This window comes from Streptomyces sp. NPDC050448, from assembly GCF_040655295.1.
Classification (GTDB): domain Bacteria; phylum Actinomycetota; class Actinomycetes; order Streptomycetales; family Streptomycetaceae; genus Streptomyces.
In genome coordinates this window covers 15359-28613 of the sequence record NZ_JBFAJR010000010.1, presented here as the reverse complement: position 1 = coordinate 28613, position 13255 = coordinate 15359, and the positions used below count along the sequence as shown (strand labels likewise).

General features: G+C 71.9%; 10 protein-coding genes. 3 read left to right on the top strand and 7 right to left on the bottom strand.

Translation table 11 applies throughout. The features are described from left to right. Positions 1-76: 76 nt before the first annotated feature. Both AB0I68_RS14465 and AB0I68_RS14460 read right to left on the bottom strand, forming a co-directional pair. Complete coding sequence (locus tag AB0I68_RS14465) at positions 77-2599, bottom strand: protein kinase (RefSeq protein ID WP_363177597.1); 2523 nt, start codon at positions 2597-2599, stop codon at positions 77-79. A 176-nt stretch (positions 2600-2775) separates the two neighbouring features. After that, complete coding sequence (locus tag AB0I68_RS14460; RefSeq protein ID WP_363177596.1) at positions 2776-4482, bottom strand: glycerol-3-phosphate dehydrogenase/oxidase; 1707 nt, start codon at positions 4480-4482, stop codon at positions 2776-2778. Positions 4483-4743: 261 nt separating this feature from the next. Between AB0I68_RS14460 and AB0I68_RS14455 the strand changes: the two genes are divergently transcribed. Together AB0I68_RS14455 and AB0I68_RS14450 are read left to right on the top strand one after the other, a co-directional pair. Next, positions 4744-5973 carry a nucleotide sugar dehydrogenase gene (locus AB0I68_RS14455; protein ID WP_363177595.1) on the top strand — a complete coding sequence of 410 codons (1230 nt, stop codon included), beginning with the start codon at positions 4744-4746 and terminating at the stop codon, positions 5971-5973. A gap of 200 nt (positions 5974-6173) precedes the next feature. Next, positions 6174-6653 carry a hypothetical protein gene (locus tag AB0I68_RS14450; RefSeq protein ID WP_363177594.1) on the top strand — a complete coding sequence of 160 codons (480 nt, stop codon included), beginning with the start codon at positions 6174-6176 and terminating at the stop codon, positions 6651-6653. A 247-nt stretch (positions 6654-6900) separates the two neighbouring features. On the opposite strand, the gene AB0I68_RS14445 is transcribed toward AB0I68_RS14450, so the two are convergent. From AB0I68_RS14445 to AB0I68_RS14430, 4 genes are all read right to left on the bottom strand, one after another. After that, on the bottom strand, positions 6901-8025 hold the full coding sequence (locus AB0I68_RS14445) for a GuaB3 family IMP dehydrogenase-related protein (protein ID WP_363177593.1): 1125 nt from the start codon (positions 8023-8025) through the stop codon (positions 6901-6903). Positions 8026-8189: 164 nt separating this feature from the next. Continuing rightward, positions 8190-9704: an IMP dehydrogenase gene (gene guaB / locus AB0I68_RS14440; protein WP_363177592.1), complete on the bottom strand. Its 1515-nt coding sequence runs from the start codon at positions 9702-9704 to the stop codon at positions 8190-8192. A gap of 140 nt (positions 9705-9844) precedes the next feature. Beyond that, the gene (locus AB0I68_RS14435) at positions 9845-10474 is read right to left on the bottom strand and encodes a sigma-70 family RNA polymerase sigma factor (protein WP_363177591.1); all 630 of its coding nucleotides are present in this window, start codon (positions 10472-10474) and stop codon (positions 9845-9847) included. A gap of 386 nt (positions 10475-10860) precedes the next feature. Beyond that, complete coding sequence (locus AB0I68_RS14430) at positions 10861-11472, bottom strand: response regulator transcription factor (protein ID WP_003948568.1); 612 nt, start codon at positions 11470-11472, stop codon at positions 10861-10863. Positions 11473-11851: 379 nt separating this feature from the next. On the opposite strand from AB0I68_RS14430, the gene AB0I68_RS14425 reads away from it, so the two are divergent. Then, complete coding sequence (locus AB0I68_RS14425; RefSeq protein ID WP_363177590.1) at positions 11852-12178, top strand: WhiB family transcriptional regulator; 327 nt, start codon at positions 11852-11854, stop codon at positions 12176-12178. 158 nt (positions 12179-12336) lie between these two features. Here the strand turns inward: AB0I68_RS14425 and AB0I68_RS14420 are convergent, their stop codons facing one another. Further along, positions 12337-13236: a LysR family transcriptional regulator gene (locus AB0I68_RS14420; RefSeq protein ID WP_363177589.1), complete on the bottom strand. Its 900-nt coding sequence runs from the start codon at positions 13234-13236 to the stop codon at positions 12337-12339. Positions 13237-13255 lie beyond the last annotated feature (19 nt).

Below are 13255 nucleotides of genomic sequence, written 5' to 3'. Positions count from 1 at the left end.
CCTCCCCACCCGCGGTGGCAAACGATCCCGGACACCGGCTCTGCCCGAGGATCACGCAACCGATCGGAGACGCCCGTCAGCCGAGCGGCTGGAAGGTCTGGAACGCCGTGTTGCGCATCGTCGTGCACTCCGGGCCGTCCCACTGGTCCGCCGCGCAGCTGATCATGATGGCGTAGCCGTGCTTCGCGTCCACCTTGAAGCCGCGGTTGAGCACCCGGACCTTGATGCCCTTCTGCTCCCGCTCGAACTCCCAGTCGGCGACGGTCGGGTAGCCGTTGTACTCCGTCGCGTCGATCCGGATCGTCCGGTAGTTCGTGCTGGAGCCCGCCACCCCCGCGACCGACTCGGCCCACGCGGCGCGGGCGTCGTTGCCGGGGCTGGAGGTGTAGTCGACCTGGATGCGCGGGAAGCCGCCGTCGCGGCTGTATATCGCGCCGGAGTTCTCGCCGGCTATGCCCGTCACCTTGAAGCCCGACGGCATCACCATGGAGAAGTGGAACCCCGGGTCCGTCACCTTCGCGTAGCCCTCGGGGAGTCCGGCCGCGGGACCGCCCGGCGCGGCGCCCTGACCCTGGCTCTGCCCCTGTCCCTGGCTCTGCTGCCCGCCCGGGGACTGCCCCTGGCTCGGCTCGGTGCCGCCGGTGCCGGTGCCCGTGCCGGTGCCGGTGTCGCCGCTGCCGCTGCCCTTGCCGGCGGTGGCATTGGTCTCGCCGGCCTTGGCGGACGCGCTGGGCTTCGGCGCGGCGGAAACCGTCGTACCCGGACCGCCCTTGCCCTCGTCCTTCTTGCCGGACTGGTCGTCACCGCTGAACGCGTACGCGATCAGGGAACCGATGGCGGCGAGCACGACGACCACGCCCGCTATCGCGAGGGCGATGGTGCGGCGGGACATGACGTCGGTGAGCGGCGCCGCGACCGGCGAGGGCTTGGCCGCCGCCGGGGACTCGGCCGCCGAGGCCGCCTTCGTCGCCGCTGCGGCTGCCGCGGCCTTGCGGGCCGCCTTCAGCGCTGCGCGGGCCCGTTCGCGCTGCTCGCGCTCGAGCCGCTCGCGCTCCTTCTTCTCCGCCTTCTCGGCGGCCTTTTCGGCGGCGGCCGCGGCCACCGCCTCCTTGGCGTCCGCCAGCGAGATCTGCCGGGTCTCCTCTACGGCCGCGGGGAGGACCGGGACGGGTACCGGCTCCGGCGCGTTGACGACGGCGGTGAGCATCGCCCGCGCGCGCTCTTCGTCGAGGCGGCGGGCCGGGTCCTTGGCCAGCAGGCCGTAGATGACCTCCGTCAGCGGACCCGCGTTCTTGGGCGGATCCACCGGCTCGGTCATCACGGCGGTGAGGGTGGCGAGCGCGGACCCCTTGTCGTACGGGGGGACGCCTTCGACGGCGGCGTAGAGCAGCCCGCCGAGGGACCACATGTCGGCCGGCGGGCCGGGCTTCTGGCCGCGGGCGCGCTCGGGGGAGATGTACGAGGGGGCGCCGACGAGCATGCCGGTGGAGGTGACGGAGGGGTCTCCCTCGACCTGGGCGATGCCGAAGTCGGTGAGGACGACGCGGCCGGTGCGGGCGATGAGCACGTTGGACGGCTTCACGTCCCGGTGCAGGATGCCCTGGCCGTGCGCGGCGCGGAGCACGTCGAGCACGGCGAGGCCGACCTCGGCGGCGCGGTGCGGGGTCAGCGGGCCCTGTTCGCGGATGAACTCGGCGAGCGAGGGGCCCTCGATGAGCTCCATGACGATCCACGGGCGCCCGTCCTCGTCCACGACGTCGAAGACGGTGACCGCGCCCCCGCTGCGGATCCGGGCAATGGCCTTGGCTTCGCGCAGCGTACGGGTGATGAGCCGGCGCTTCTCGTCCTCGTCGACGCCGGTGCTGAAGCGGAGTTCCTTGACGGCGACCGTCCGGCCGAGGGTCTCGTCCTCGGCACGCCAGACGGTGCCCATGCCGCCCTTGCCGAGCACTTCGCGCAGCCGGTAGCGCCGCGCGAGCAACCGCCCCTCGTCCTGCCCGTCCTCGGCGGCCTTGGCGGCGGCGGCCTTGACGGCAGCAGCGACGGCATCGGCCTTCTCGACCACGGGATTCTTCTTGTCCTCGGCGGCCGGCTTCGCCGACTCGGCAGCCCCGGCCGCGGACTTGCTCAGGTCGGCCTTCGCCGCAGCAGGCTCCTTGTCCTCCGGCTCCGCCGGCTTGGCGGACGCCACAGCCTTGCCCAGGTCCGGCTTCGCGCCCTCGGGCGCACCGTCACCGGCCGTGCCAGGGGCCGGCTTACCGCCCTCGGCGGCGCCGTCAGCGGCCTTCGCCGACTCGGCAGCCCCGGCCGCGGGCTTGCGCAGGTCGGCCTTCGCCGCGGGCGAACCGGCAGGCTTCGCGCCCTCGGACGCGTCGCCACCAGCCGCGGCCTTCGCCGAACCGGCGGATGCCGGCTTGCCCGGGTCCGGCTTCGCCACGGGCGGTACTGCAGGCTTCGCGGCGTCAGGCTTCGGCGGCCCGTCCTGCTTGGCCGCAGGCGGCACCGCAGACGACTCCGGCTCCGCCGACACAGGCTTCGCCCGGTCCTGCTTCGCCGCAGGCGACTCGGCGGGCGACTCGGTGTGCTCCGGCTTCGACATGCGTCCCCTCTGCGATCGTGCCGCCTGCTCCGGCTGCTCCGGCAGCCTCCGGGATTCCCGGTGGCCCGCCCCGGGAGAACCCGCGCGGTAACCCGCCCCGGCAGAACCCTCATTGTTCCTCACTCCGCAACGGACGGACGCCCCGGGTCCGCGGTTCCCCCCTCCGCATCCCGGAGTTACAACGGAACGATGTCGGGAGCCCCCAGCCGCGCCGCATCCGCCGTCTGGTCGTCCGGCTGACGCTGCGATTCCCGTTCCGCCTGCACCCGCTTCTCGTAGTGTTCCACTTCCTTCTCGATCTGCTGCTTGTCCCACCCCAGGACCGGAGCCATCAGCTCCGCGCACTCCCTCGCCGACCGCATCCCCCGGTCGAACGTCTCGATGGAGATCCGCGTCCGCCGCGTCAGTACGTCGTCCAGGTGCCGCGCCCCCTCGTGCGAGGCCGCGTACACCACTTCCGCCCGCAGATAGTCCTCCGCCCCGCCCAACGGCTGCGCCAGCCCGGGGTCCGCCGCGATCAGGTCCAGCAGTTCGTCCGTCATCGAGCCGTACCGGTTCAACAGGTGCTCCACCCGCACCACATGAAGGCCCGTCCGGGCCGCGATCCGGGCCCGCCCGTTCCACAGCGCCCGGTACCCCTCCGCCCCCACCAGCGGCACGTCCTCCGTCACGCACTCCGCGACCCGCTGGTCCAGCCCGTGCACCGCCTCGTCGACCGCGTCCTTCGCCATGACCCGGTACGTCGTGTACTTGCCGCCCGCGACCACCACCAGCCCCGGTACGGGATGTGCCACCGTGTGCTCGCGCGAGAGCTTGCTCGTCGCGTCCGACTCCCCGGCCAGCAGCGGCCGCAGGCCCGCGTACACCCCCTGTACGTCGTCGCGCGTCAGCGGCACCGCGAGCACCGAGTTCACGTGCTCCAGCAGGTAGTCGATGTCCGCGCTGGAGGCCGCCGGATGCGCCTTGTCCAGGTCCCAGTCGGTATCGGTCGTGCCCACGATCCAGTGCCGGCCCCACGGGATGACGAACAGCACCGACTTCTCCGTGCGCAGGATCAGCCCGGTGCTGGAGTGGATCCGGTCCTTCGGGACGACCAGGTGGATGCCCTTCGACGCCCGGACGTGGAACTGCCCCCGCTCCCCGATCAGCGCCTGCGTGTCGTCCGTCCACACCCCCGTCGCGTTCACCACCTGCCGCGCGCGGATCTCGTACTCCCCGCCGCCCTCCACGTCCTGCACCCGCGCCCCGACGACCCGCTCGCCCTCGCGCAGGAAGCCGACCACCCTCGCCCGGTTGGCGCACTGCGCCCCGTACGCCGCGGCCGTCCGGACCAGCGTGGCCACGTACCGCGCATCGTCCATCTGGGCGTCGTAGTACTGCAGGGCCCCCACCAGCGCGTCCTTGCGCAGCGCCGGCGCGACGCGCAGTGCGCGCGCCCGTGACAGGTGCCGGTGCACCGGCAGCCCCCGCCCGTGCCCGCTGGACACCGACATCGCGTCGTACAGGGCGACGCCCGATCCGGCGTAGACCCGCTCCCAGCCCTTGTGCTGCAGCGGGTACAGGAACGGCACGGGCTTCACCAGGTGCGGGGCCAGTCGCTCCAGCAGCAGGCCGCGTTCCTTCAGGGCCTCCCGGACGAGGGCGAAGTCGAGCATCTCCAGGTACCGCAGCCCGCCGTGGATCAGCTTGCTCGACCGGCTGGAAGTGCCGGACGCCCAGTCCCGCGCCTCCACCAGCCCCGTCGAGAGGCCTCTGGTCGCGGCGTCGAGCGCGGTGCCCGCGCCGACCACGCCCGCGCCCACCACCAGCACGTCCAGTTCCCGCTCGGCCATCCGGGCGAGCGCCTCTTCGCGCTGGACCGGCCCCAGTGTCGCTGTCCTCACGGCTGCCTCCCGTCGATGCGGGCAATCCCCGCTCGGTGCGAGTGATCCCGCTCACATCCCCCGCCCTCGATTCTGACCCGCCGCACCCACATCAGCCACCGCCTATCGACAACACAACGGTGACCATCGCCCCGTAATACGGCAGATCGGTCATATATACGCCTAGTCTGACATCGCGCCAGCTCCACACCCGGACCCGCACGGTCCACAGGACTTGCGCACCCAGCCTCCTCATGCATGCCAGGGAAGGGACGGCACCCCATGCCCGCAGATCTCGCCGTCATCGGACTCGGCCACCTCGGCCTCCCGCTGGCCCAGGCGGCCGTCGCCGCCGGAATCGAGACGGTCGGCTACGACAGCGGTCCGGCCACGGACTCCACCCTCACCGCCGCCGAGGTCCGCCGCATGTCGGCCGCGGGCTTCCGGGTCACCACCAACCCCGCCGAACTCGGCAGGGTCCGCACCGCCGTCATCTGCGCCCCCACCCAGCTCGGCGCCGACCGCGCGCTCGACCTCTCCGCCGTCGGCGAGGCGGGCCGCACGCTCGCCGCCCGGCTGCGCCCGCACACCACCGTCATCCTCGAATCCGCCGCCCACCCGGGCGTCACCGAGGACTACCTGCGCCCCGTCCTCGAGGCCGGCTCCGGACTTCGCGCCGGCCGGGACTTCCACCTGGCCTACTCCCCCAGCCGCCTCGACCCGGGCAACCGGACCCACGGCATCGCCAACACCCCCAAGGTGATCGGCGGCCTCACCCCCGCCTGCACCGAGTCCGCGCACGCCTTCTACGCGCGCCTCACCGAGAAGGTGGTCCGGGCGCGCGGCCTGCGCGAGGCCGAGACCGTACAGCTCCTGGAGACCAACTACCGGCACGTCAACATCGCCCTCATGAACGAGATGGCGGTGCTCTGCCACGACCTCGGCGTCGACCTGTGGGACGTCATCCGCTGCGCCGAGACCAAGCCGTACGGATTCCAGGCCTTCCGGCCCGGCCCGGGGGTCGGCGGCCACAGCGTTCCCCTCGACCCCAACTACCTCCCCCACACCACCCGCACCCCGGGCCACCCGCTGCGCATGGTCGGCCTGGCGCAGGAGATCAACAGCCGGATGCCCCAGTACGTCATCCAGCGCTCCGCCACCCTGCTGAACGAGCACGGGAAATCGGCCCGCGGGGCCCGGGTCCTGCTGCTCGGCGTCACGTACAAGCCCGACCTGGGGGACCAGGAGGGTTCGCCGGCCCGCGAGATCGCCAGCCGTCTCCTCGACCTCGGGGCACTGATCAGCTACCACGACCCGTACATCGCCGGATGGCGCGTCAGGGACCAGCCGGTCCCCCGCGCCGAATCGTTGTACGAGGCCGCCGCGAACGCCGATCTGACGATCCTGCTCCAGCACCACCGCACGTACGACCTCCAAGGTCTGGCGGTGAAGGCGCAGTTGCTGCTGGACACCCGCGGCGCGAGCCCGGTGGGCGCGGCACACCGGCTCTGACCACGCCGGAAATCCCTCCCCGGATATCGGAGCCGACTGCTAGCCTGCGGCGACTTGTCTCGCACATACGTCCCGCGCGTTCTGCGCGTCTTCGGCGTCCACTGCGTCTTCGGCGTCTTCGGCGTCCACCGCGTCCACCGCGTCCACCGCGTCCTGCGCACGCACACACGTATGCACGAATCCCTGGGGGGGATTTCTCCATGAACCAGCACATCCAGCCGCCCGCGCCCGATTCCGCGACCCCGGCCGTCCCGTACCCGGCCGAGCCCGCCCGCGCCGGCAGCATCGGCCTGGGCATCGCCGCGGCCGTGGTCGCCGCGCTGGCCGCGGCCGCCGCGTACGGCGGGATCATGAACGCGATCGACCGCCAGGTCGGCTACGCGGCGGTCGGCGTCGGCATCCTGGTCGGCTTCGCCGCCGGAAAGCTCGGCGGCAAGAACCCCGTGCTCCCGGTGGCCGGCGCGGTCCTCTCGCTCGCCGCCGTCTACCTCGGCCAGCTGTTCTACATCGCGCTGGCGCTGGCCGACTACGGCAACGTCGGCCTCGGCGAGGTCCTCTCCAAGGCGGGCGTCGGCGGCCTGAACGACATCTGGCAGGAGGGCGTGGACGCGATGGACTACGTCTTCCTCGGCATCGGCGCCTTCGTCGCCTTCGCCACGGCCAAGAAGAGCAGCGCCTGACCGCAGGGCGCTGAGCCGGACGGTGCCCGCCACCTGGTCGGACACGACGGCTCCACCGACACCCACCCCAGGGCATCGCGCAGGACCTGCTCACGTGGCTGGTCGTCGCGGGCGTCTTCCTGATCCCTTGGGACATCTGCCTCGACCCCGGATCAAGGGCAGGAAGGGACCGGCCGAAGGGCCGACCGGCCGAACGCCGAAGGGCCGGCGCCCCCTCCGGGGTGCCGGCCCTTCGCACGCGTGTGGATCAGCGGCGGTGCTGGGAGTCCGCGACCGTGACCTCGACCCGCTGGAACTCCTTGAGCTCGCTGTAGCCCGTGGTGGCCATCGAGCGGCGCAGCGCGCCGAAGATGTTCATCGATCCGTCCGGGGTGTGCGACGGGCCGGTGAGGATCTCCTCGGTGGTGCCGACCGTGCCCAGGTCGACCTTCTTGCCGCGCGGCACGTCCTCGTGGACGGCCTCCATGCCCCAGTGGTGGCCCTTGCCGGGCGCGTCGGTGGCACGGGCCAGCGGGGAGCCCATCATCACGGCGTCGGCGCCGCAGGCGACGGCCTTCGGGATGTCGCCGGACCAGCCCACGCCGCCGTCGGCGATGACGTGCACGTAGCGGCCGCCGGACTCGTCCATGTAGTCGCGACGGGCCGCGGCCACGTCCGCGACGGCGGTGGCCATCGGGACCTGGATGCCGAGCACGTTGCGCGTGGTGTGCGCGGCGCCGCCGCCGAAGCCGACCAGGACACCCGCGGCGCCGGTGCGCATCAGGTGCAGGGCCGCGGTGTACGTGGCGCAGCCGCCGACGATGACCGGGACGTCGAGCTCGTAGATGAACTGCTTCAGGTTCAGCGGCTCGGCTGCGCCGGAGACGTGTTCCGCCGACACGGTGGTGCCGCGGATCACGAAGATGTCCACGCCCGCCTCGACGACGGCCTTGGAGAACTCGGCGGTGCGCTGCGGGGAGAGCGCGGCGGCGGTGACGACACCGGAGTCGCGGACCTCCTTGATGCGCTGCCGGATCAGGTCCGCCTGGATCGGGGCGGAGTAGATCTCCTGGAGACGACGGGTGGCGGACTCCTCGTCCAGCCCCGTGATCTCGTCGAGCAGCGGCTGCGGGTCCTCGTACCGGGTCCACAGGCCTTCGAGGTTCAGCACGCCGAGGCCGCCGAGCTCGCCGATGCGGATGGCGGTCTGCGGGGAGACGACCGAGTCCATGGGGGCGGCCAGGAACGGGAGCTCGAAGCGGTAGGCGTCGATCTGCCAGGCGATCGAGACCTCCTTCGGGTCCCGCGTACGCCGGCTCGGGACGATGGCGATGTCGTCGAACGCGTACGCCCTGCGGCCGCGCTTGCCGCGCCCGATCTCGATCTCAGTCACGTGTGGTGGCCTTTCCTCTGGGTCTGCCCGTCCAGTATCCCCGAACCCCGGCGCCTCGCGTTCCCGTGACCGCCGTACGGACGCCGGCGGCGGGTCGCTCCGCAGAACGGTGAAGGGCGGCCCCGGTCACCCGGGGCCGCCCTTCACCGTCGCTCGCGTCCTGCTCAGCCCTTGCGGGAGTAGTTCGGCGCCTCGACCGTCATCTGGATGTCGTGCGGGTGGCTCTCCTTGAGTCCCGCCGAGGTGATGCGGACGAAGCGGCCGCGGTCCTGCAGCTCCGGCACCGTACGGCCGCCGACGTAGAACATCGACTGGCGCAGACCGCCGACGAGCTGGTGCACGACCGCGGAGAGCGGGCCGCGGTACGGGACCTGGCCCTCGATGCCCTCGGGGATGAGCTTGTCGTCGCCGCCCACGCCCTCCTGGAAGTAGCGGTCCTTGGAGAAGGAGCGCTGGTCGCCGCGGGACTGCATCGCGCCGAGCGAGCCCATGCCGCGGTACGACTTGAACTGCTTGCCGTTGATGAAGAGCAGCTCGCCCGGGGACTCCTCGCAGCCCGCGAGCAGCGAGCCGAGCATCACCGTGTCGGCGCCCGCGACGAGCGCCTTGGCGATGTCGCCGGAGTACTGCAGGCCGCCGTCGCCGATGACCGGGACACCGGCCGCCTTCGCGGCGAGGGAGGCCTCGTAGATGGCGGTGACCTGCGGGACGCCGATGCCGGCGACGACGCGGGTGGTGCAGATGGAGCCGGGGCCGACGCCGACCTTGATGCCGTCGCAGCCGGCGTCGATCAGCGACTGGGCGCCGTCGCGGGTGGCCACGTTGCCGCCGATGACGTCGACGGAGGAGTTCGACTTGATCTTGGCGACCATGTCGCCGACCAGCCGGGAGTGGCCGTGGGCGGTGTCGACGACGATGAAGTCGGCGCCCGCCTCGATCAGGGCCTGGGCGCGGTCGTACGCGTCGCCGGCGACGCCGACCGCGGCGCCGACCAGGAGGCGGCCGTCCTTGTCCTTGGCGGCGTTCGGGTACTTCTCGGCCTTGACGAAGTCCTTGACGGTGATGAGGCCCTTGAGGAGGCCCGACTCGTCGACCAGCGGAAGCTTCTCGATCTTGTGGCGGCGCAGCAGCTCCATGGCGTCCACGCCGGAGATGCCGACCTTGCCCGTGACCAGCGGCATCGGGGTCATGACCTCGCGCACCTGGCGGCTGCGGTCCGACTCGAAGGCCATGTCGCGGTTGGTGACGATGCCGAGCAGCTTGCCCGCGGAGTCGGTGACCGGCACGCCGGAGATGCGGAACTTCGCGCAGAGCTCGTCGGCCTCGCGCAGCGTCGCGTCGGGGTGCACCGTGATCGGGTCGGTGACCATGCCCGACTCGGAGCGCTTGACCAGGTCGACCTGGTTCGCCTGGTCGGCGATCGACAGGTTGCGGTGCAGAACGCCGACGCCGCCCTGGCGGGCCATCGCGATGGCCATACGGGCCTCGGTGACCTTGTCCATGGCGGCGGACAGCAGGGGAACGTTCACCCGTACGTTCCGGGAGATGAGGGAGGAGGTATCGATCTCGTCCGGCGCCATGTCCGACGCGCCCGGCAGTAGCAGGACGTCGTCATAGGTGAGGCCGAGTGTGGCGAATTTGTCGGGCGCTCCAGACGCGTCACTGCCGTTCACAGTCATGACACCTTCCCAATGGTCTTGCTCAGCGCGGATCTCCATGCTAACGGGATAGCGACGCGTCTCATTCCACGAGCTGGGTCAAGCCCAAGTTTCGTGGCTTCCTACTATTGATCGTCGACGGAATTCCGGCCAGTGTCCGGCTATTGCTCGGCGAGTGCGCGCAGCCGGCTGAGCGCACGGTGCTGGGCCACCCGCACCGCGCCGGGGGACATCCCGAGCATCTGCCCGGTCTCCTCGGCCGTCAGCCCGACGGCCACCCGCAGTACGAGGAGCTCGCGCTGGTTCTCCGGAAGGTTGGCCAGCAGCTTCTTGGCCCAGGCGGCGTCGCTGCTCAGCAGCGCCCGCTCCTCCGGACCCAGCGAATCGTCCGGCCGCTCGGGCATCTCGTCGGAGGGCACGGCCGTGCTGCCCGGGTGCCGCATGGCGGCCCGCTGCAGGTCGGCGACCTTGTGCGCGGCGATGGCGAAGACGAAGGCCTCGAAGGGGCGGCCGGTGTCCCGGTAGCGCGGGAGCGCCATCAGGACGGCGACGCACACTTCCTGCGCCAGGTCCTCCACGAAGTGGCGGGCGTCGCCCGGAAGGCGCGAGAGCCGGGTGCGGCAGTAGCGGATGGCCAGCGGGTGCACGAAGGCGAGCAGGTCGTGCGTCGCCTGCTCGTCGCCCTCCACCGCACGGCGTACGAGCGCGCTGACAGCCCCGGCGCTGCCGCCCTTGGCGGCGCCGGTGGAGCCTGTGGCCGCGGGTGACCCCAGGGCCTCGTCGTCGCGCATCAATCCATGGTGCCTTGGCGCCGGAGCATTCGCGCCGCCACGGCCCGTGTTGTGCGTCGAAGCGTTATGAGCGGGTGCGCCTGAACCCATCACTGCGCCCTCCCCTCCCGCTCGACCGAGTACTCCCCGAGGCCCCATCCCAGAAAATGCGCCACACCTCAAGCATGCGGCATCGCGCGCGAAGCGACACGTCCCCCGGATTGTGCCCCGCCAATCCCCGGGTACGCACCGGGTACGGCGGGACGGGAACAGGCGAGAACGGACGAGGCCCGGTGGACCCGTCGGACCGGACGGGACCGGAGCGCGATCGACGGGCACACGCCGTGCCGCCCCGCCCGCCGGTGGCGGACGGGACCGCTCTCAGCGTCCGGCCTGCGGGCTCGCGGTCATCGGACCAGGCCCCAGCGGAACCCGAGCGCCACGGCGTGCGCCCGGTCCGAGGCGCCCAGCTTCTTGAACAGCCGGCGGGCGTGCGTCTTGACCGTGTCCTCGGACAGGAAGAGCTCGCGCCCGATCTCCGCGTTCGACCGGCCGTGGCTCATGCCCTCCAGGACCTGGATCTCGCGCGCGGTGAGCGTGGGCGCGGCGCCCATCTCGGCCGAGCGGAGCCGGCGGGGGGCCAGTCGCCAGGTCGGGTCGGCGAGGGCCTGGGTGACCGTGGCCCGCAGTTCGGCGCGCGAGGCGTCCTTGTGCAGATAGCCCCGGGCGCCGGCGGCGACCGCGAGGGCCACGCCGTCCAGGTCTTCGGCGACCGTCAGCATGATGATGCGGGCGCCCGGATCGGCCGAGAGCAGCCGGCGCACCGTCTCCACACCGCCGAGCCCGGGCATCCGTACATCCATCAGAATCAGGTCGGAGCGGTCGGCACCCCAGCGGCGGAGGACTTCCTCGCCGTTGGCAGCCGTCGTCACACGCTCGACGCCGGGCACGGTGGCAACCGCGCGACGGAGCGCCTCTCGGGCAAGCGGGGAGTCGTCGCAGACGAGGACGGAAGTCATGACCGCCCTCCGCAGCTGCTGATGCGCGTCACCTTGAGCCTCCAGGCTGGTACGTATCGTCACCTGTGCGGTCGATGCCCTCGGACACCTGTCCGGGAACTTCTTGGTTCAACCGCCTTCGCACTCTCAACGATGGTCACTCGAAAGAGTTACGGGTCGGACGGACACCTTCGGCACTCTACGTGAGGAAGCGATCACGGCGCGGGCACCACTCGCCGCGTGTCCTCCATCTAGAGCTATGCCCTATTTGGCGGCTTTTCTTCCGTTTGGCACGTGTCTGAGGCTAGATTCCCAATGAGTCATATTTACATCTACTCCGACAGTAGGTGTGGAGACTTGGACCGTATCCGTCTCAGTACCGGCACCAAGAGGACTACCCATGGCAGATTTCTCCCGCCTCCCCGGACCGAACGCCGACCTCTGGGACTGGCAGTTGCTGGCCGCCTGCCGCGGGGTCGACAGCTCCCTCTTCTTCCACCCGGAAGGCGAGCGGGGTGCGGCGAGGAGTGCGCGCGAGGCCTCGGCTAAAGAGGTCTGCATGAGATGCCCGGTGCGCTCGGAATGCGCCGCGCACGCACTGGCCGTCCGCGAGCCCTACGGGGTGTGGGGCGGTCTCACCGAGGACGAGCGCGAAGAACTGATGGGGCGCGCCCGCCATCGCCTGATCCCCGCGTCGAGCACGATCGGACCCGTCCCTCCGGACTGATCCACAGGTTCGCCGAAACGCACCGAAACGCACGAAGGAACGTTTCCTCGCCCGCGCGCGGACCGGAACGCCACGCGATTGGCCGTACCGCGTACGGTCAATCGCGTGGCGTGCGGCCGGTCGGCATGGCGTGCGGCCCGTCGGCGTGCGGCGGCCCGTCAGCGTGCGGCGGCCCGCTCCAGCTCGGCCAGGGTCGCCGCCACGGCCGGCACCCGGGCCAGATCGGGCAGGGTCAGCGCCACGACCTCCCGCTCCACGGCCGGTTCCACGGCCACCGCGCTCACGCCCTTGGCCCGTACGGACTCCACCGCGAGCTCCGGCAGCACCGCGACGCCCAGCCCGGCGCCGACCAGGCCGACCACGGCCGGGTAGTCGTCGGTCGCGAAGTCGATGCGGGGGGTGAAGCCCGCCGCCTCGCACACCTCCACCAGATGGCGGCGACAGCGCGGACAGCCCGCGATCCAGGGCTCGTCGGCCAGTTCCGCCATGCCCACCCGTTCGGCCCCGGCCAGCCGGTGCCCGTCCGGAACCAGCCCGACGAGCCGGTCCGTCAGCAGCGGCCGCACCACGAGGTCCTCCCACTCGGCGGCCGAGCCGGCGGCCCCGCCGTACCGGAAGGCCAGCGCCAGGTCGCAGTCGCCCTCGCGCAGCATCTCCACCGACCGCGGCGGCTCCGCCTCGACGAGGGAGATGCGCGTACCGGGGTGCTCGGCACGCATCGCGGCCAGCGCGGTCGGCACCAGCGTGGAGCTCCCGCTGGGGAAGGACACCAGCCGGACCCGGCCCGCGCGCAGCCCGGCGATCGCCGCGACCTCCTCCTCGGCGGCGGTCAGCCCGGCGAGGATCCCGGCGGCGTGCCGCACCAGGGCCGTACCGGCCTGGGTCAGCCGCATCTCGCGGCCGGCCCGGATGAGCAGCGGGGTGCCCGCCGACTGCTCCAGCGCCTTCATCTGCTGGGAGACGGCGGGCTGGGTGCAGCCGAGCTCGCGGGCGGCGGCGGAGAAGGACCCGGTGCCGGCCACGGCGCGCAGCACCCGGAGATGACGTGCCTCGATCATCCTCCGAGCATAAGCCCAC

Bases quoted from the DNA above. Each gene is read 5' to 3' on its own strand.
- AB0I68_RS14430 (WP_003948568.1), bottom strand. From the start codon at position 11,472: ATGACTTCCGTCCTCGTCTGCGACGACTCCCCGCTTGCCCGAGAGGCG.
- AB0I68_RS14455 (WP_363177595.1), top strand. From the start codon at position 4,744: ATGCCCGCAGATCTCGCCGTCATCGGACTCGGCCACCTCGGCCTCCCG.
- AB0I68_RS14450 (WP_363177594.1), top strand. From the start codon at position 6,174: ATGAACCAGCACATCCAGCCGCCCGCGCCCGATTCCGCGACCCCGGCC.
- AB0I68_RS14435 (WP_363177591.1), bottom strand. From the start codon at position 10,474: ATGCGCGACGACGAGGCCCTGGGGTCACCCGCGGCCACAGGCTCCACC.
- AB0I68_RS14465 (WP_363177597.1), bottom strand. From the start codon at position 2,599: ATGTCGAAGCCGGAGCACACCGAGTCGCCCGCCGAGTCGCCTGCGGCG.
- guaB (WP_363177592.1), bottom strand. From the start codon at position 9,704: ATGACTGTGAACGGCAGTGACGCGTCTGGAGCGCCCGACAAATTCGCC.
- AB0I68_RS14425 (WP_363177590.1), top strand. From the start codon at position 11,852: ATGGCAGATTTCTCCCGCCTCCCCGGACCGAACGCCGACCTCTGGGAC.
- AB0I68_RS14420 (WP_363177589.1), bottom strand. From the start codon at position 13,236: ATGATCGAGGCACGTCATCTCCGGGTGCTGCGCGCCGTGGCCGGCACC.